This window comes from Winogradskyella psychrotolerans (genome assembly GCF_018860565.1).
GTDB classification, from domain to species: Bacteria; Bacteroidota; Bacteroidia; order Flavobacteriales; family Flavobacteriaceae; genus Winogradskyella; species Winogradskyella damuponensis.
On the sequence record NZ_JAHKPS010000028.1, the window covers coordinates 1 to 19,849 of the forward strand.

Annotated in this window: 21 protein-coding genes; 5 read left to right on the forward strand and 16 right to left on the reverse strand. The window is 31.9% G+C overall.

All coding sequences use genetic code 11. The features are described 5' to 3' along the window. Positions 1–1,987: choice-of-anchor L domain-containing protein (locus tag KO504_RS13845; RefSeq protein WP_252723701.1), on the reverse strand; the 1,987-nt coding region annotated here is incomplete at its 3' end. Between the two features lie 183 nt (positions 1,988–2,170). Here KO504_RS13845 and KO504_RS13850 point away from each other — a divergent pair. The 5 genes from KO504_RS13850 to KO504_RS13870 all read left to right on the forward strand — a co-directional run bounded on the left by KO504_RS13850 (position 2,171) and on the right by KO504_RS13870 (position 6,384). Continuing rightward, positions 2,171–3,073, forward strand: coding sequence for a NifU family protein (locus KO504_RS13850; RefSeq protein ID WP_215927815.1), 903 nt, complete (start codon positions 2,171–2,173; stop codon positions 3,071–3,073). Positions 3,074–3,078: 5 nt separating this feature from the next. Next, a complete protein-coding gene (locus tag KO504_RS13855) occupies positions 3,079–3,432 on the forward strand; it encodes a hypothetical protein (protein WP_215927816.1) in 354 nt (117 codons plus the stop codon). Between the two features lie 638 nt (positions 3,433–4,070). Next, positions 4,071–4,772 (forward strand): hypothetical protein, encoded by a 702-nt coding sequence (locus tag KO504_RS13860; RefSeq protein WP_215927818.1) that lies wholly within the window; start codon positions 4,071–4,073, stop codon positions 4,770–4,772. A 539-nt stretch (positions 4,773–5,311) separates the two neighbouring features. Further along, entirely contained in the window at positions 5,312–5,512 is a 201-nt protein-coding gene (locus KO504_RS13865) for a dodecin family protein (RefSeq protein ID WP_215927820.1), read from the forward strand. Positions 5,513–5,571: 59 nt separating this feature from the next. Next, positions 5,572–6,384 (forward strand): mechanosensitive ion channel family protein, encoded by an 813-nt coding sequence (locus KO504_RS13870; RefSeq protein ID WP_215927821.1) that lies wholly within the window; start codon positions 5,572–5,574, stop codon positions 6,382–6,384. Here KO504_RS13870 and tsaB read toward each other — a convergent pair. The 15 genes from tsaB to cyoE all read right to left on the reverse strand — a co-directional run bounded on the left by tsaB (position 6,381) and on the right by cyoE (position 19,702). Further along, entirely contained in the window at positions 6,381–7,052 is a 672-nt protein-coding gene (gene tsaB / locus KO504_RS13875; RefSeq protein WP_215927823.1) for a tRNA (adenosine(37)-N6)-threonylcarbamoyltransferase complex dimerization subunit type 1 TsaB, read from the reverse strand. The genes KO504_RS13870 and tsaB overlap by 4 nt on opposite strands. An 18-nt stretch (positions 7,053–7,070) precedes the next feature. Beyond that, positions 7,071–8,372, reverse strand: a complete 1,302-nt coding sequence (locus KO504_RS13880; protein WP_215927825.1) for an efflux RND transporter periplasmic adaptor subunit — start codon at positions 8,370–8,372, stop codon at positions 7,071–7,073. Between the two features lie 6 nt (positions 8,373–8,378). Continuing rightward, on the reverse strand, positions 8,379–9,719 hold the full coding sequence (locus KO504_RS13885) for a TolC family protein (protein WP_215927827.1): 1,341 nt from the start codon (positions 9,717–9,719) through the stop codon (positions 8,379–8,381). A gap of 55 nt (positions 9,720–9,774) precedes the next feature. Continuing rightward, entirely contained in the window at positions 9,775–10,932 is a 1,158-nt protein-coding gene (locus KO504_RS13890; RefSeq protein WP_215927829.1) for an efflux RND transporter periplasmic adaptor subunit, read from the reverse strand. 19 nt (positions 10,933–10,951) lie between these two features. Beyond that, positions 10,952–12,211, reverse strand: a complete 1,260-nt coding sequence (locus tag KO504_RS13895; RefSeq protein WP_215927831.1) for an ABC transporter permease — start codon at positions 12,209–12,211, stop codon at positions 10,952–10,954. Between the two features lies 1 nt (position 12,212). Continuing rightward, complete coding sequence (locus KO504_RS13900; protein WP_215927833.1) at positions 12,213–13,457, reverse strand: ABC transporter permease; 1,245 nt, start codon at positions 13,455–13,457, stop codon at positions 12,213–12,215. Next, entirely contained in the window at positions 13,450–14,151 is a 702-nt protein-coding gene (locus KO504_RS13905; protein ID WP_215927834.1) for an ABC transporter ATP-binding protein, read from the reverse strand. The genes KO504_RS13900 and KO504_RS13905 overlap by 8 nt, the downstream gene beginning before the upstream one ends. 114 nt (positions 14,152–14,265) lie before the next feature. Further along, positions 14,266–14,508, reverse strand: a complete 243-nt coding sequence (locus KO504_RS13910) for a hypothetical protein (RefSeq protein ID WP_215927836.1) — start codon at positions 14,506–14,508, stop codon at positions 14,266–14,268. Positions 14,509–14,510: 2 nt separating this feature from the next. After that, entirely contained in the window at positions 14,511–15,056 is a 546-nt protein-coding gene (locus KO504_RS13915; protein ID WP_215927837.1) for a DUF420 domain-containing protein, read from the reverse strand. A gap of 2 nt (positions 15,057–15,058) precedes the next feature. Then, the gene (locus KO504_RS13920) at positions 15,059–15,826 is read right to left on the reverse strand and encodes an SCO family protein (protein WP_215927838.1); all 768 of its coding nucleotides are present in this window, start codon (positions 15,824–15,826) and stop codon (positions 15,059–15,061) included. Further along, positions 15,819–16,538 (reverse strand): hypothetical protein, encoded by a 720-nt coding sequence (locus tag KO504_RS13925; protein ID WP_215927839.1) that lies wholly within the window; start codon positions 16,536–16,538, stop codon positions 15,819–15,821. Before KO504_RS13925 ends, KO504_RS13920 begins: the two co-directional genes overlap by 8 nt. Before the next feature lie 169 nt (positions 16,539–16,707). Continuing rightward, positions 16,708–17,154, reverse strand: a complete 447-nt coding sequence (locus KO504_RS13930; RefSeq protein WP_215927840.1) for a cytochrome C oxidase subunit IV family protein — start codon at positions 17,152–17,154, stop codon at positions 16,708–16,710. Positions 17,155–17,174: 20 nt separating this feature from the next. Then, a complete protein-coding gene (locus KO504_RS13935; RefSeq protein ID WP_215927841.1) occupies positions 17,175–18,173 on the reverse strand; it encodes a cytochrome c oxidase subunit 3 in 999 nt (332 codons plus the stop codon). 36 nt (positions 18,174–18,209) lie between these two features. Then, positions 18,210–18,809 (reverse strand): cytochrome c oxidase subunit 3, encoded by a 600-nt coding sequence (locus tag KO504_RS13940; RefSeq protein WP_215927842.1) that lies wholly within the window; start codon positions 18,807–18,809, stop codon positions 18,210–18,212. Continuing rightward, positions 18,809–19,702, reverse strand: a complete 894-nt coding sequence (cyoE, locus tag KO504_RS13945) for a heme o synthase (RefSeq protein ID WP_215927843.1) — start codon at positions 19,700–19,702, stop codon at positions 18,809–18,811. The genes KO504_RS13940 and cyoE overlap by 1 nt, the downstream gene beginning before the upstream one ends. Between the last annotated feature and the right edge of the window lie 147 nt (positions 19,703–19,849).

Consider the following 19,849-nt stretch of genomic DNA (forward strand, 5'->3'; position numbering starts at 1 on the left):
TGATGGTAGGTTGGCCGGCAGCAGATAATGAGAATGACACTGTATCAATACATGTTTGGGTACTATCTGCTAAACGTGCCCAAATAATTTGAGGGCTAGAAATATTTGTGTATGGACTTGGTAATGCTCCTACATTATCGATAGCATCTTGTTCTGTAAGATGATAACTTACAGAAAAATTTGTAGAATCCTGTGTTCCTAAAATATCATCATCGTTTTCTAATAAATTAAATTGTTCGATACCTGTAGCACTACATATTGATAAATTTTGAGGTGTACCAGCAACAGGGCTATCTTTAAATTCGACTAGTATTGGATCAGCTGTACCAGTACACACTCCTTCAAAGTCAAAATTAGTATAATAAATTCCTGGCTCAGTAACTGTTAATGTTGAAGAGGTTTCACCTGATATTTCAACATCATCTTTATACCACACATGAGTTGCTAATTCAAGACCTGTATCTAAAACAATTTCTGTACCATCACACTCCGCAGTACCTGCAACAATGGTAATATCATCACCTAAATTTCCACCTAAATTAAAACTACCTGCTTTAATAAAGACTCCTGAATCATAGGTATTATCTCTATCATCTGCAACAACCAATTTTATTGTATAAGTTTCTCCAGGTATAACATCGGCTTGTGCTGTAAAAACGGCAGTTCTACCATCAAAAGAAATTGGTGATCCACCACTAGGGGTATAAGCACCAAAGTACTCTTCATTAATACCACCACATGAAGCACCATTATCGGGATGTATATTTGTTACTAAAATAGGGGTTGTTGTTCCTGGCAAGACCGCCAAATTAGTAGTATTACTCTCAGAATCCGTCAACAAAAACGCAAACGCATCAGAGAAAGTACATTCAAACCCGCCCATATCATACTCTTCTGAAGCCATTAAGAAATCAAAACTGATACTATCTGCAAGAGGCACAAAATCGAATTGAATAAAAGAGGCATTGTTTGACTCAATACCAACAACATCATCTAAATCATCATCTCCAGGCCATGCTCCAGATCCGTCACCCAAAAATGTATTTGGTCCACCAGCTTCACTAGCATCACCACTTGTAAGTAATAATCCATCTTCAAAGGGGAAATCAATTCCATTACTAAAAAAGTAACCAATACCATTTGGTTCTGTTGGGCTAAAATTAATTCCAGTTGATGCTATAATATTTGATACTGACGCACATGGACTGTCAATTAAAACATCTTCTATTAATTCTTCTGGAGTAAAAATATCTTGATCGACAACTACATTAGGGCCTAAAACAAAAACGGTAATTGTAGTTGAATCCGAACAGACTTGCGGATTATTATCAGTAACTGTTAACGTTACAGTATAAGTCCCTGGGGTAGTAAAAACATGAGAAACATCAGCACCTGACCCTGTGTTCGAATCCCCGAAATTCCAACTATACTGAGCATCGGTACCATCAACAGAAAATGTCGCACTACCAGAAAAATCGACAGAATCACCAGGTAATATGCCTATAACTCCTGTGGCATTGGGAGCTGGAGTACTGCTATCTATTGAAGCTACAATATCTTGACATGGGGTGGCACATAAAATCTCGGCCTCCCATCCATTAATATTACCCGATCCATTACTAGAAAAAGCAAACGTTAAACATCCAGACGTATTAGAGTCTGAAGCAGAAACAATTCCGGGTGACACAGCACTAGAATATGTACCAATAACATCTGCAGTTATATCGTCCCCATCATAAATAGTTAACACATCTTGATTAAGTTGTGTTGTAAACTCGGTAAAATTAATTATAATAAATTCATCTTCATTTTGTGGACATATAGTTGTAACTAGATCTTCATCATCATCATAATTACCAAACTCACCACCTGAGTCAAAAAATTTATCAGGAGCACATCGCATAAATGTACCATTTTGCATCAAAATATCTTGGGAAAAGCCAATAGTTGAAAATAGAAAGACGATTAGATATAGGGTATTTTTCATAGCTGGTTTGGTCAATTAATTAACAATAAATCTACACCTTTAAAAGCTTAAGTTATTGTCTTATTATCATTGAATCTCGAAATTTAATAAAATTATATTAATTGACTTCAAAATACAGACATAAAACATCATCTAAAGGATGAACGTTTCATGCTGATATTTCATACTTTTGCAAATAAAAAGATGGCACATACAAAAATATCCATAGTCCCAACCTCTAATGACACTATTTTAAAATTTGAAGCTGATCGATTTTTAACCAATCACAACAGCTTTGAATTCAATAACATAGACGACGCTAAGCACTCACCATTAGCACAACAATTATTCTATCTTCCCTTTGTAAAAAAGGTTTATATCGCTTCAAATTTTATTGCTATTGAACGCTATAATATTGTTGAGTGGAAAGATGTACAAGATGAAGTTGCAGCACAAATTGAAGACTATTTATCTAAAGATGGACTTGTAGTTTCTGAAGAAGCTATAAAACCTAAAGCTGCTGTTACCATTTATGCAGAAAGCACACCAAACCCTGGAGTTTTAAAATTTGTATGTAACAAAGTTTTGGTTCCAAACATATACGAGTTTACATCAATTGAAGAGGCTAAACCATCACCTTTGGCCACAGCATTATTTCAATTTCCATTTGTAAAAAATGTGTTTATGGAAAAAAACTTTATTTCCATTACGAAGTTTGATATTATTGAATGGGAAGACATTACACTTCAACTTAGAGAATTCTTAAAATCTTATGTTGAAGACGGTAAAACAATTCTAAACGATGATGCTCCAAAACAGTTAAAAAAAACAGAAGAAGCCATTGAGCAAAAATTTGAAGCTTTAGACGACACCTCCAAAAACATCGTCAATATTCTTGAAGAATATATAAAACCTGCCGTAGAAAGTGATGGTGGTAATATAGAATTCAAATCTTATGATGCTACGACAAAAAAGGTAGAAGTATTACTACAAGGTGCATGTAGCGGCTGTCCTTCATCTACATTTACTTTAAAAAATGGTATTGAAACGATGTTAAAAGACATGTTAAATGACAATTCTATTACAGTAGATGCTATAAATGGTTAAAATTTTTGATTGCATTTATCTGTTTAGGGTCATCTAATATGGTTGTTTTTCAAAATCAAGGTTTAAATTTAGCCGAAATAGATTTAAACATTAAAAACCGAAGTAAAACCTTTGAAACAGAAGGCTCACCTTATATCACAGAAGAGTTTCTAGCCTTAAGATTAGAAAATTTTAAAAACAAAATATATAGCGGAAGATACAATGCGTATAATGGAGAAATGGAAATAAAACTGGGTGAAGATAAAATCATTGCTTTAGACAATAATACGGATTATACCATAACATTTATTGCAAGTCTTAAAAAATATAAAACGTACACATATAAAGATGAAAACTTGGATCTTCAACGCGGTTTTTAGTTGTCCTAAAAGAAGATTCAAGTCTTACTCTATTAAAAAAAGAACAGATAAAGTGAAGCCAAGATCGTCTTATGAAAAAGAAAAAGCTGCTAAATTCATAAAAGAAAGTGACACCTATTATCTAAATTTTACCTCAAAATAAAAAACAATTTCTAAACTCCTTTCCAGAGTATGAGGTTAAGCTAAAATCTTACATTAAAAAAATAAGTTAAGTCTTAAAAATGAAAATGACTTAATAAGGATTGCCTCCTACTTATCTTCTATTTCTAAAGAATAAAGCTTTTTTTATAAAGATATACTTCTTTACACAAATTCAAATTAACATTCATGTTTTCAATTCTATTTACAACCGTAAATAGCATAAAAGCATTGTGAATGTTAAATCCATTACTGAAATTTTATAAATGGTTAAATTTTATTAGTTTCGCTAACTCGTTATTTTTTCTAAAATTTTAAGCCTATTATTTTTAGTAATAAAAGTTAATTAAAACACAAAAAACAGAGAACATTATAATAAAAGAGTCGATATAACGATAATAATATTATATTGGCCTAAGTGTAAGAAAAACACTATAATCTATATTAAAAATAATATTGAATTTGGTCTAAATAATAAAAATAAAATCTTAAAATAAATCATGATACGTATTAAACATCTACTCCCTATAATTTTAATTAGTCTAATTTCTTCTGAAATAAGTTATGCTCAGTATCAAACTACTAGAGAGAGAACCCCAACAAGTAATTTAGATCAGATGCGATCTGCCGCTCAACAAAATAGCAACAATTCATTTTATGCTATAGGTTCTCCTTTTATAAATGATTCATTTGAAGTTGTAAAACTCGATAAGTTTGGGGATATGCTTTTTTCAGCAAGATATAATGCAAATTTAGGTCAAATGCAGATTAAACGAAAAAATGATACAATTGCTTTGAGTAATTCTGAAGACCTAACAATAACTTTTGCTTTAGACAAGAAAGTTTATAAAACATATAGTTACACCAATAAAGAAGGAGTTTCAAAGCAAGGATTTCTTGTTGTATTAAAAGAGACTGATTCATTAGCTATTTTAAAAGAAGAAATCGTTAAATTCTATAAAAGAAAATCAGCAGTTACTAGTTACGATAAAGAGAAACCTGCTGAATATAAAAGATTGAAGGATGTCTATTATTATAAATTAGACAATAAAGTTTCTCCTTTACCTCAAAAACGAAAAGATTTTTTAAAATTATTCCCTCAACATTCTAGTGAATTAAAAGATTATATCAAGAAAAATAAAATTAGTCTCAAAAAGGATGAAGATTTAATTACTTTATTTGAGTATATCAACACATTATAATCTACATAATTAAAAACAGAATTAAATTCTGCTACAATTAAATAAATTCTAATAAAATAACCTGCTTAGACATCTAAAATATGTTTTTGCAGGTTATTTTTTAGTCGTAATAATACCATTAGAATATTATTTTTTACTGGTTGTTTTCTTCAATTTAAAACAACAGAAGTAAAACAGTTGTAGTAAGTACACATAAAATAGTATTTAGAGCAATTCTACCACTACACATGCTCTAAATGGTTAAAAATTCATTAACTTTAAGATTATTTTATTAAAAGTTGTAAAGAACAAAAGTCTCATATTGTTCTGACATTTGTTTGTTTTACACTCAATTCTACATTTTGAGTATCTAAAAATTCTAGATAATAGAATTTGCTTTATTTATCCTTGATCTACATGTACTATACATTAAAATGGACTAAAACGATGACACTATTAACCGCTAATGCTATTTATAACTAAATTTCATTGATTTTAAAGTGACTATTTAAAAAAAACAGTTTCTAAAAAATATAAACCTTATAAAACAAATATAAATTATGGCAGTATTAAAAGTTATAGAAGTATTATCTAATTCAGATAAAAGTTGGGAAGACGCAACTAAAAAAGCAGTAAAAGAAGCATCAAAAACAGTAAAAAACATTAAATCTGTTTATGTACAAGATCAAAGTGCAATTGTTAAAGACAATAATGTTACAGAATTTAGAGTGAACTTAAAGTTAACTTTTGAAGTAAAATAAACGTATTAATCGGTATAAAGTTAACCGACTTTTTTTTAACATAAATTAATTAAACCAACATGGAAACACAAAAATGGATTGACGCAGGCTACAATTTTATTATTGAGTTTGGCCCTAAAGTTATTGGAGCTATACTTATATGGATTATTGGTAACTGGGTAATTAAAATGCTCTTAAAAGGCGTTTCTAAAGCAATGAACAAAGGCGATTATGACGATAGCTTAAAAAAATTCTTATTAAATCTTACTAATTGGATTTTAAAAATTCTTCTCATTATTGTTGTATTAAGCACAGTGGGTGTTGAAACAACGTCATTTGCTGCTATTATTGCCGCTGCTGGTTTAGCTATTGGTTTAGCCTTACAAGGTTCTTTAGCAAACTTTGCTGGTGGAGTTTTAATTATGATTTTTAAGCCCATTAAAATTGGAGATTTAATAGAAGCTCAAGGAGAAATTGGAGTGGTTAAAGAAATTGAAATCTTTACGACCAAATTGATTGGTCTTTCTAATAAAGAAATCATTATTCCTAATGGATCGCTTTCTAACGGCAACATTGTAAACTACACAACACAAGGTACAAGAAGAGTCGATTTAGTATTTGGTGTAAGTTATGATGCAGACATCAAACAAACAAAAGACGTATTCAGCAAAGTATTAGCGGCACATCCTTTAATATTAAAAGATCCTGCACCAACAATTGCTTTATCTGAATTAGCAGATAGTTCAATTAACTTTGTGGTAAGACCTTGGTGTAAGACTGAAGATTACTGGACAGTTTACTTTGAAGTAACGGAAAATGTAAAAGAAGCATTAGATGCGGCTGGTATTGAAATACCTTATCCACATCAAGTAGAAATACATAAAGAAGCTTAAGCTTTCTTTTTTAAAGCTACAAAATCCTTTAAATAATAAGGTTCAAAATAAGCGACATCTTCGGTGTCGCTTTTTTTGTATTTAATTTCAGCTAAAGATGACATCTCATTAGCAGAAGGCAATTTTCCATCAATAAAAACAGCATTGGGATGCTGAATTAAAGCTTTTGCTTTTGTTACACCACTACCTATAAAATAAACTTTATTCGTCTCAAGAATTGACATATAGCTTTCTTCTGTAAGAATTTCAGCCTTAATTTCTCTCTCTAGTTCTAAATTTGAATTATATATAGCAGCATACACTTCCATACGCCTAGCATCTAACATAGGAACTATAAACCCGTCATCTGTTTTCACTTGACAGGCTAAACTTTCTAATGTTGAAATGGCAATCAAAGGTTTATTAAGCGCAAAACACAAACCTTTTGCCGAGGATACACCTATTCGCAAACCTGTATAAGAACCAGGTCCTTTACTCACAGCCACAGCATCAATTTCTGAAGGTTTAATTTTTGCAGTTTTAAAAACCTCATCAATAAATAGGTGTAATGTTTCTGCATGAGAATAGCCTAAACTATTATCTTCTTTTAAAACTAGAGTCTCTCCATCTTTAGACAGAGAGACCGAACAATTTGTTGTTGCTGTTTCTATATTTAGCACTAATGCCATTATCAAATATCTATTAAACTATTCTTCTGTACTGTCTGAAGACGCTGAGTTTTTATTCTTTTCCTCTATTAAATCACCTGCATTAAGCATTTTAGAAACCATATTATAGGGTCCTGTAATGATTTTGTCATCTTTGTTTAAGCCTGAAATAATTTCGATATTAGTATCATCTTGAATTCCTGTCTTAACAACTCTTAATTTTGCCTTACCATTTTCATTAACAAAGACACACTCAAACTTCTTTTCTTCCTCTTCTGTATTTTCATCTTCAACAACACGCTTACTATAAGGCTTCTTAGTAGAACTGGTATCTGTTTTAATTACAATGGCACTAATAGGCACAGAAATAGCATCTTTACGCATTTTTGTAATTATATCTACTGTTGCTGTCATTCCTGGTCTAAAAGGCGAATAGGACTCTGGTTTTCCTTCTGTTAAATCTCTATAAGACTCTTCAATTATTCTAACTTTTACTTTAAAATTTGTGACTTGGTCTGCCGCTAGAGTTCCTGCTGCTGAGTTAGCGATCTCTGTAACAATACCTTTAAACTTTTTCTTTAAATAAGCATCTACTTCTACAATGGTAGAGTCTCCAATATTAACTTTTACAATATCATTTTCGTTAACATCTACCTCAACTTCCATATTGTTAAGGTTAGCTACACGTAAAATCTCAGTACCAGCCATTTGCTGTGTTCCCACAACACGTTCTCCCAATTCTACACTTAGAAGTGAAATTGTTCCACTCATTGGCGCATAAATTGTTGTTCTATTTAAATTATCCTTAGCTTCATTTACTGTAGCTGCTGCACTTTGCACATTGTAGTATGCCGAGTTTTTTCCAGCAACCGCATTTTCATACGTCGCAATAGATTTATCCCAATCTGCCTTAGAAATAACTCCCTTATCAAAAAGAATTTTACTTCTATCATAATCTGCTTTAGCTTGTTTTAAATTAGCTTCTGCTTGTTCTAAACCTGCTCTAACATTTTGATAAGATGCTTGCGAACGACTCACTGCAGACTGAATTAAATCTGGATTTACTCTAACTAACAAGTCCCCTTTTTTAACTTCTTCTCCTTCTTTAAAAGGTAATTCTAATATTTCTCCAGAAACTTCTGAAGATATTTTTACCTCTATTTCTGGTTGAATTTTTCCAGTAGCAGATACCGTTTCTACAATGTCTTTTAAAGTTACCTCCTTAACAATTACACTTTTGAAATTTCCTTTTTTACCAAACCATCCCATTTTAGATCCTGCTACTAAAAGAACAAGGGCAAGAATGACAATTCCAATGATAATTTTTAATGTTTTACTCATTTTATTCTAATTTAAATCTGTTATTGGTAAACCGAAATAAAATTCTAAAATTTTAAGTCTAAAAATATAATCATATTTTGTACGTACAACATCTGATTGAGAGTTCTCGTAGGTTGCTCTAGATTGATTAAAATCAAAAGCATTTGACAAACCAACATCATAACGTTCTTTTGCGTATTCAAAAGCTAAACGACGCGCTTCTTCGGTTTGTAATGCTGCTTCGTATGACTTTTTAGAGTTTTTCGCATCATTATAGGCTTGATAAACCGTAGATTCTAAATCTATTTCTGTTTGTTCTAATTGGTATTTTAAACGCTCTACATTTACTTTGCTTCGTTTTACATTATTACGCACGGTAAATCTATTAAAAATAGGAACATTTAACTGTAATCCTACAGACGTACCATCAAATATATATAACTGGTCTACAAAAGGAATATCTCCTCCTGTAAGAGGGTCTATTTGTGTACTTGCCCAACGTGTATTGTAACCTAAAAACCCTGAAAGAGTAGGATAATAACTGGTTCTTGCCAATTCTAAATCTTTTTGTGCTAATTCAAAACTGGTTTGAGCAATCTTAATATCATTAACCTCTTCTTTTGCTTTTGCAACAATTTCAGAAGCATCTTTATCTAAAATATCTGCTGGCACCAAACCATAATCATCATCTGCAATGTCAAAACTTTCATAATCTTTTAATTGCAATGTTTGCGCGAGTCCCAACTTAGATAAAAATAGTGCATTCTCAGCTGCTATAATTTGCTGAGCTTGTGTGGCATCTGTAGCTCTTATCTCTAACAAATCACCTTGTGGTAAAACACCTGCATTAACTAATTCTTGTGTGTTTTCAAGATTTTCTTTTGTCAATTTGTTTTGAGATTGTAATACTTTTAGCTGCTCTCTATTAGCTAAAATTTGTAAAAATGAATTCGCTACAATTAATGAAATATCATCTTTCATTTTCTCTAAACGATACTCTGAAGCAATTTTATTAATTTTTGCTCTTTGAAGTGTTTTCCAATTAGATAATCCAGAAAATATATTAATACTTGAATTTAGACCACTAGAAGCTGATTTAAATGTATTGTTTTCAAATTGATTGGTTGCAGGATTAATGTTTGCACCAGTATTTATATTGTAGGAAACATTAGAGTTAAGATTAGGCAAAAAATTGGAAGAAGCCTGTTTCTTGTCAATGTCTGCTAAATCAACATCTAAATCTGATTGCTTAATGGAAATGTTATTTTCTAAAGCATAATTAACACACTCAAGAAGTGTCCATTTCTTATTTTGTGCTTGTGCTATAACTCCTAAAAAGAGGAATATTATTATGATTTGTTTTTTCATGATGCCTATTTGTCTATGTAAATCTTAAAGTGTTACACTAAATGTTAAAAAATTATTATTGTGCATATTTAGGAATTCCTTGTACTTGGTTCCAAATTTTTATTTTGTCGGTTTTTGAAACACCACTTTTAACTTCAACAAAAATACCATCGCTAATCCCTAACTCTATATCTTTTCTTTCAAATTTCTGATCACCAACCTCTACCTCTACGTAAGGTTTTTTGGTTTCGTTATCATATTGCACTAAAGCTTCTTTGATTGCCAAAACTTTTTCTGCTTTTTCTAAAATAATAGAAGCATTGGCACTTAAACCTGCTCTAATAAATGTAGAATCCATTTTTTTAAGTGACCCTTTTATTTCAAATTGAATGGCACCATTTTCTGCCACTCCTTTTGGAGCAATATAATCTAACACTGCATCAAACTTTTTATCCTCAATAGCACCAACAGTAATTTCTAATGGTAAGCCTTCTTTAATTTTGCCAACTTCACTCTCGTCTACTTTGCCTTCAAAAATCATTTGCTTTACATCTGCTAATGATGCAATTGACGTTCCTTCATTAAAATTATTAGCTTCAATAACTTGATTTCCCGCTTTTACAGGAACGTCTAAAACCATACCTGAAACCGTTGCTCTTACTTGTGTTTGTGCAATATTTCCTAAACCAGATGTGGTACCCGTTTTAATAATATCATAGTTTTGAGATGCTGAATTTAAATTAATTTTTGCTTGCTCTACACTTTGCTTTGCTTGCAAATAAGCATTATTGATACCTTCAAAATCATTTGCAGAAATCACTCCTTTTTCGAATAATGCTTTTTGTCTATCGTAATTAGATTGCTGCGTTTGTAAGTTTATTTTTGCTGTTTGAAGTGCTGTTTGATTACTGGCAATACTGTTTTTAGCACTTGTTAAAGACGAAGCATTTGGTATTACCTTTATTTGCGCTATAAGATCACCTTGCTCTACATACTCACCTGCTTCAATAAACACTTCTTCTATAACACCTGATATATTGGGCTTAATTAAAATTTCTTCTTTTGGCACAATACTTCCAGTAGCTACAGTTTTAACAATAATAGTTTCTTCTGTTGGAGATTCTGAAGTATAAGTTATAGGATCTTCTTGATTCTTTTGCCACAAATAAAAGAGAGAGATTCCAAATACAGCTACAATGGCGATTAGTATAATTACGGTTTTAGTTCTTTTCATGATTATGATTGATATAATTTTATTCTTTTCTTAAAGCGTCTACAGGTTTCATTTTTGTGGCACTATTTGCTGGAATTAACCCCGCTAAAACACCTGAAACTATTAGTATGATTAAAGCTGTAAATACGACCTGCATACTTACACTTGGATTTGCAAAATTGTCTACTGGGCCAGCATTATCTAAAATAATATTCATCACCCAAATGACAAACGCTGCAAATGAAATTCCAACCATACCAGACAGTATTGTTAAGATGAGACTTTCTTGCAAAATCTGTGATTTTATACTCCATGGACTTGCCCCTAAAGCACGCCTTACTCCAATTTCTTTAGTACGTTCCTTTACTACAATGAGCATAATATTACTAATACCTATGATACCAGACATTAAGACTAAGGCTCCTACAAAATACCCAACTAAACTTAATATTGAAAACAACCCGTTAATACGCTCAAATTGTTCTGACAAATCAAAATGACCAATAGCTCGTTCGTCTGTTGGATCTACCTTGTGTCTAAATTTCATTAAATCGAAAACTTGTTGTTTTAGCGATGTAATACTTACACCATCAACTGCTGTTATTGCCATCCAACCTACATTTTCGCCTCTATTAAATGCTTGACCAAAAGTTGTAAATGGTATGTATATAGTGCTTGCGTCTTGCTCTCCATCTCCTTGACTATTACTCATTTTAAAAGTGCCAACGACTAAAAAATTAACACCATTGACTTTAATATAAGTTCCTAAAACCTCTTCTTCTTTATCATACAGTCCTTTAACAACACCAGTACCTATAACACATACTTTTCGTTTGGCCTCTATATCTGAATAACTAATAAAACGTCCTTGAAGAATGTCCATAGGCTGTTGTTTAATAAACTCTGGATAATCTCCATAAATTTCAAATGCACCTGTTTTTGTACCTCTAGTGACGTTATTAGCACCATTATATCCTCCTAATTGATTTCTAGGAGACACATATTTTAAATTAGGAATCTCAGATTTTATTGCGGCAACATCTCCTATTTTGTAACTAAAATAACGTCCTTTTGGCAATCCTTTATAAGGTTTAGATGTGCCTTGTGTCCACATAAACATAGAATTGGTTGCAAAATCACCAAAATCTGCAGTTACACCATTTTTAAGCCCATTGGTTAAAGCCAACAACAGCACTAAGATTGTGATGCCCCAGAACACGCCAAACGCCGTTAGAAACGTTCTAAATTTATTAGCGTTTAAAGCTTCAAGTATTTCATCCCAACGGTCTCTACTAAACATATTATTCGTCTCTAAGTGCTACAATGGGTTTAATTTTTGCCGCTCTATAGGCAGGAATAAATCCGGCTAAAGCACCAGCAAATACTAGCAAAAACACTGTGGTTATTGCAATATTAAAATCTACTTGTGGGTATTTAATAAAGTCACTTTCTATTAATGGTCCTACAAGTTCTAGCAATCCGAGTCCAAAAATTAACCCAAACAAACCAGCAAACATTGTTACAAAAACAGCCTCTTGTAATATCATTCCAACAATAGACATTGGCAAAGCCCCTAAAGCTTTTCGGATTCCGATTTCTTTAGTTCGTTCTTTTACGATAATAAGCATAATATTACCAACCCCAACAATACCAGCGATGATTGTACCAATACCTACAAACCAAAATACAGCTTGTATAGTTGCTACTAAAGAATAGATTTTTTCGGCCTGTTCTAAAGTGTTATTTACTCTAACAGCACTTACGTCATCTGGAGCAACTGTATGAATTTCTTTAATTTTTCTTTCTATACCCAAAGCAATAGCATTAGACATGGCTACAGCTTCATCAAAATCATCTGCCATCTTCACAGTAAAGGCCATATTTCTAATGTTATCTCCGGCATTAAAAACTTTTTGAGCCGTACTAACAGGAATGTAAACCTGACCTTCTTCTCGATCTCCACCTGGATCAAAAAAAACACCTACGACTTTAAAGTTCATTCCAAAAATTTGAACATTTTGATTTATTGGATCTTCACCTTTAAAAAGGTCTTGTTTTATTTTGTTCCCAATAACAGCCACTTTTTTGCTTTCATTGATGTCTGATTGATTAATAAATCTCCCCGATCCAATATCTGCATTTTCAATAAATTGATTGTCGGGTAAGGTACCTCGAACTCTGTAGTTGCCTGTTTCGTTATTATAAGATATGGTTCCTCCCCAAATCATATAATCTTTTGTTCGGTAATGTAAATAATCATCATATTCATTTACAACGGCATCAAAACTTGAGTTTTTAAGTTGAATATAGCGTCCAGGGTTTAAGCCCTTGTATCCTTTTGTTGTAACACCTGTCCAAACAGAAACTCTGTTGGTTGCATCTTGTTCAAACTGTGATTTTACACCGTTTGCAATGCCCTGACTAAAACCAAGAAGTATAACTAAAATAAAGATACCCGAAGCAACAGATAAACCTGTTAAAAACGTTCGCAATTTATTTTTGCTTAACGTTTCAAAGATTTCTTGCCAACGTTCTAAATCAAACATGTGCTGATGCTCTAATTTGTTCTACTGGGCTATCATCAATGATTAAACCATCCTTAAGATTAACGATGCGTTTAGTCATATGTGCAATATCGTCTTCATGAGTGACGACTAATATTGTTTTTCCTTCGTCATTAATTCCTTGAATAAGCTCCATAACCTCATAAGACGTTTTGGTATCTAAAGCTCCGGTTGGCTCATCTGCTAACAATACTTTAGGATCACTAGCCAATGCTCTCGCAATAGCAACACGTTGTTTCTGTCCACCAGAAAGTTCGCTTGGTAAATGGTGAGACCATTGTGCTAAACCTACCTTTTCAAGATAATGCATAGCTCTTTCGGTACGTTCTTTTCGCTTAACACCTTTGTAGTATAACGGCATAGATACATTATCTAATGCGCTTTTATAATTGATAAGATTAAATGACTGAAAGATAAAACCTAGAAATTCATTTCTATATTTGGCCGCTATTTTTTCATTAAGATTTTTAATAGGTACATTATCTAGAATATACTCACCTTCATCGGCCTCATCTAGCATCCCAAGAATATTCAACAATGTAGATTTACCTGAGCCTGACGACCCCATTATAGAAACGAGTTCTCCTTCTTTTACATCAAAATTAATACCTTTTAAAACGTGAAGCGAATTGCTTCCCATATGGTAAGATTTATGTAAATCCTTAATTTGAATCATAATTATGGTTAGTTAGCGAGTGTAATTTTAAGAAAATTCATTAGGCTTTTATGCCAATAAACTGTTAATACATATACATGTACTTACAGCTAAGACTCTTAAAAAGGTAATATGTTACAGAGTTTCCTCTGTATTTTTTGCTTTTTGTGGTTTATTAAATTTTCTGTAAATAATAAAACCAATTGTCCCAACCAAAATATAAGGCACAGCCATTAAAAAGACAATTCCATCGTTAATACCTTCTGCTGCAGATTGATCTTCACCACTTTCTAAAACAGCTCTACACATAGCACATTGCGCATTAGTTCTTAGAAAGAAAAATAAAGAAAATATGAGAAATATAATTTTACGTTGCATAATTATATATAATAAGGCGAAATCATTAAATATACTATAACGCCTGTTACAGCGACGTATAACCACAATGGAAATGTGATTTTTGCGATTTTTTTATGTCGCTCTATGTTATTAGTTATTGCTCTAACATAGGTAATTAACACAAAAGGAATCACAACGATTGAAAGTACAATGTGTGTAACTAATATAAAATAATAAATGTATTTAATAACACCTTCTCCTCCAAATTTTGTAGAATCGCTCGTCATATGATAAGCAACGTAAAGCACTAAGAAAATAACGGAACTCCAAATAGCGGTAGTCATTAAGTTTTTATGAAGTACTATATTTTTATTTTTTACAGCAAAAAAAGCTAAGATTAAAATTATTGCAGTTAAACCATTTATAGTAGCGTAAATTGGAGGTAAAATTGTTAACGGCTCTACATCAAAACCAAGTTTACGGAGATTAACACCAAATAAGGCTGCAACCACTAATGGAATAACGATGGATAATACAACAATCCATTTATTATACTTTTTTTCTTTTTCTATATCTACAGAATTCATAACTACTCTTTTAACAGTTTAGCAATATCTTCTTTTAAAATGCTTATTTCTTGCCCAATACCATCTTCATCAACGCCAACTGCTTCAGGAACTAATCCATTATAAAAGATTAAAGGGTTTCCAAAATTATCTTTTCTTGATCTTATAAAGCCTTCTTTATCTATTAAAGCAAAGTTTCCTGAATGTTCAAAGCCACCTTCTACACTCTCATCTTTTGCAGTGTATAAATTAAACCCTTCGTTGGCTAGTTTGTATATAGCAACTTCACTACCTGTTAGAAAGTTCCAGTTTGGATTTGAGATATCGTATTTTACTGCATAAGCCTTTAAAACTTCTGGTGTATCAATATCTGGTGTGATTGTAAAAGAGGCCACACCGAAATCTTTAAAGTCTTTAAATTCATTTTGAACTTCTACTAAATTTCTGTTCATTATAGGGCAAATGGTTGGACATGTGGTAAAAAAGAACTCTACGACATAAACTTTTCCTAAATAATCTTCATTGGTAATGATTTTACCATCTTGATTTATAAAACTAAATGCTGGCACTTTTTTGGGTTGCCCATTGATTTCTAAATAGCTTAAATCACTTTTATTTTGCTTTGTGTTTTTTTCTTCTGTAGTAGCGTTTGAAACATTTTTACTTCGACTTTCGTCTCTGGTAATATCACCTTCGCTAATACGGTCTATTATTTTTGGAACAAAAATAATTCCAAAAACTAAAATAATAAATGCAATACCTATGTATGAATAATTAGTTTTTTTACTCATTGTCTTTGTTTATTTCTTTACTTCTTCTTGTATTAGAATCATCGAATTTACCTTCACGTTTTTGACGGTATTCTGTAAAAAGAACTCTAACATCGTCACTCATCATATTCTTAATTTCGGAAACCTCAATGGTATTATAAGAATAAACACTAAATACTGGTTTCTTATCTTCTATTTCCCTTTCTGTTCTCCCATCAATTCTACCACGCTGATTTAAGTCTTTATCTATGATAAACACATTGTTTGTTGATAAATCTTCAGATAATCTTTCTTTTGATTTCAAGGTATTAAAGAGCATTTTTATTTGGCCTTCAGTGCCAAATGCGTAATGCCAAAACTTTAAATCTTCGTAAGTATTAATTTCTTTTTTTAATGCTTTTACATCCTCTTCTGTACCTTCTAGAACAACAATCACAATTTGAAAGTTCTTAAAGCCTTTAAATTTATCATACACTAATTCTTTTAGGTTTGATGCCGAAATCATTTTATCTAAAGGGCTTTTACCTAAAAAACCTAGAACAGTAATATGATTTTTTAATACAATAGAATCTGCTCTATCTGTGTAGAACCCTTTAGTATCAGAAACCTTTTCGTTTACAACATTTAAAGGTTCGTAATTGTGTTTAGCGGGATAGAGCATCAATAAAAATGCAACTGGTAAAAAGAATAATATACCAAGAACTATATTGCGTTTTACTTTGTCTGCTTTCATTTTTTGAAGAATAAAATCCTAGTTCTTAAGTGCTTTTATCAACTGCAGAATTAACCTTAGTTTAGCATAAACTATTAGATTGCAAAAATAAAAAAGGTGGTTTAGAAAAACCACCTTTTAATTGTATTTAACACTTTGATTTATCTTAGTGTATAAACTTTATTTTGTTTTAAAAATCTCTCTTAATTAAACTATCTGTACCATTGTATACCTCAAAGACATAACCTCCTTCTTGTAACAAGATAAAAATTAAATAACAGATAAGAAAAACACCTGTCCACACAACCATTTTTCTCATACTACCAGTTTCATCTCTCATGTGCATGAAATCCCAAGTAATGTAATATGCTTTTACAATGGTTAATAATATGAAGATAAGGTTTAACGGTTTCATGTAAACGATTGGTGAGAACAGTATATTACCTAATGTAGCAAAGAATCCACCTTCAAAAGGGCTCATCCAAGTATGCATCAAAACATCTGGTTTATAAATCCCTAATACAACTTCTATTAAGGTTACAAAAGTTAAGAATCCTAAAACTCCCCAAATTTTTTGTGTGTTAGATTTAAACTTCCAACGTCCTCTAAATATTTCTAATTTATGCTCGTGTGCCATAATTTAATCTTAATTTCTTTTTATACTAAATAGAAGAATGTGAATACAAATACCCATACTAAATCTACAAAGTGCCAATATAATCCAACTTTTTCAACCATCTCATAACTTCCTCGACGCTCATACGTTCCTAAAACAACGTTGAAGAAAATAATAATGTTGATTATCACTCCTGATAGTACGTGGAAACCGTGAAAACCAGTTATGAAGAAAAAGAAATCAGCAAATAACGTTGTACCATATTCATTGACTTGTAAGTTAGCCCCTTTTACAACAAGCTTACCATTCTCTTTTATTTGTTTCAATGATTCTGCTCTAGACAATACTGTTTTATGACCATTCTCATCAAGTAGTTGATTCCTAACTAAAACATTTTCGTTAGCCATTAAACCAGCATAAATTTCATTTACAGAATAAGGTGGTAATGTAGCTTCATCTACAAACCAAAGTCCGTTTTTACGCTCATGTGTAGCACGATCACTTTCTTGTGCTATGGCAATATCGTCGATTGAAACTCGTTTGAATTTCTGTTCGCCATCAACTGTTACATATTCACCAAACTGTAAGATATTCCCACCTTTTGTTTGTACAGCACCATAATCTCCTTGAATAAAAGTTGCCCATTCCCAAGCTTGAGAACCAACGAATATAGCTCCACCAATAATGGTAAGAAACATATATATGGTTACTTTGGCTTTGTTCATGTGGTGACCAGCATCAACGGCTAACACCATAGTTACTGAAGACATGATAAGTATAAAGGTCATAAATGCCACATAAATCATTGGCAATTCTTGACCATGTAAAAAAGGTACGTGAGTAAACACCTCATCTGCAATAGGCCATTCGTTAATGAACTTAAATCTCGAAAAACCATACGCTGCCAAGAAACCTGAAAATGTTAATGCATCAGATACAATGAAGAACCACATCATCATTTTTCCGTAACTTGCTTTAAGTGGCTCATTGCCTCCTCCCCAAGTTTTTTCTTCTGTACCAGTAGCTACTGTAGAATCCATAGAATTTATTTAAATTTTAAGATTGGACAAAAATAATCAAATTATATATCTAAAAAAATATAAAAACAAAAAGAGCACAAGCCAAAGCATATCTACGAAATGCCAAAAATTGGCTGCGAGTTCAAAACCCAACATATTGTTGGAGTTATACTTTTGTTTAAAATGATTATAAATTACAACAATGAGACATATTAAACCAGCAATGACGTGCGCTATGTGTAATACTGCAATAATATAAATGTAAGACATTGTAATATTACTTGTTGGTCCTGTAAAATTATATCCTGTTGCGATAATCTCACTAAAACCAGCAAATTGACTGTAAACAAATGCAATACCCAGACCTAATGTTACTAATAGCCAAAGTGTTACCATTTGCATATTATTTTGTTTAAGTGCTTTTTTGCCTAAGATAAATGTTAAACTACTTAGCAAAATAAGAATCAAACTGATTAAAAAAGCATTAGGCAACTCATAGTTAACCAACCAGTCTTCATTTAATCGTTGTTTGCTACTTACAATAAATGCACTTACTAATCCAGCAAAGGACATTATTAAAGAGCCAATACCAAACCATAGCATCATCTTTTTAGATCTTGCTCTTTTTTCTTGTTGTGTTCCTTGTGTTAAATCCATTATCTCAAAAATTTATCAGCAACATATATAATTTGCAGTAGTGTAATGTAAAACACGCTTGATAGCATGAGTTGTTTTGCTGTTTTTACAGAACGATCTTTAAACAACTTGAAGGCATATACCAACATTATTAAACCAATTAGAAATACCAAAACAGCTCCAACAACAGACAATTTTAAATCTCCTGTAAATCCAAATACAGGTATTATTGATGCAATAATTGTCCAAACGCTATACATTATAATTTGTACGGCTGTTCCTTTATCTGGTTTTCCTGTTGGCAACATATGAAAACCTCCTTTTTTATAATCTTCGTGTAAAAACCATCCTATAGCCCAAAAATGCGGGAATTGCCAAAAAAATTGAATCGCAAATAAAGTTCCTGGCTCTATTCCAAAACTATTTCTAGCAGCAACCCAACCTAACATAAAAGGAATAGCTCCTGGCAAAGCACCAACAAAAACAGCTAAAGACGTTTTTGTTTTTAAAGGCGTATATACACTTGTATATAAAAATATAGAAATAGCACCATACATTGCCGTTTTTGGGTTAATAATGTACAATGTAACTATACCTAAAATAGTAAAAGCTGTTGCTATTATAAATGCGGTATTTACTGTCATTCGGCCAGCAGGAATAGGCCTATTTTTGGTTCTATCCATAAGCGCATCTAAATCGCGCTCAATAATTTGATTATATGCATTAGAAGCACCAACCATAAAATAACCACCAAAAGCCAATAAAAGAAGTGTTGTAAAATTTATAGTTTCTGCACCCAAAAAATAACCCGCAATAGATGAAAAGACGACACTTAAGGACAAACCCATTTTGGTTATTTCCTTAAAATCTGTTACAACAGAAGCTGTTGCGATCGAAGATTTTGTACTGCTCAAACTCTATTTTTTTTGTTCTTTTAAAAGCGACTGCAAAGATAGTCTGAAAATTGATTCTAACCAACGCAAAAACCTAGTTTTATCTAGCTAATCTTCAAGCCTATGCTTTATTAAGAGGCTTAGCTTGTTCTAGTCTTAAAAAAAATT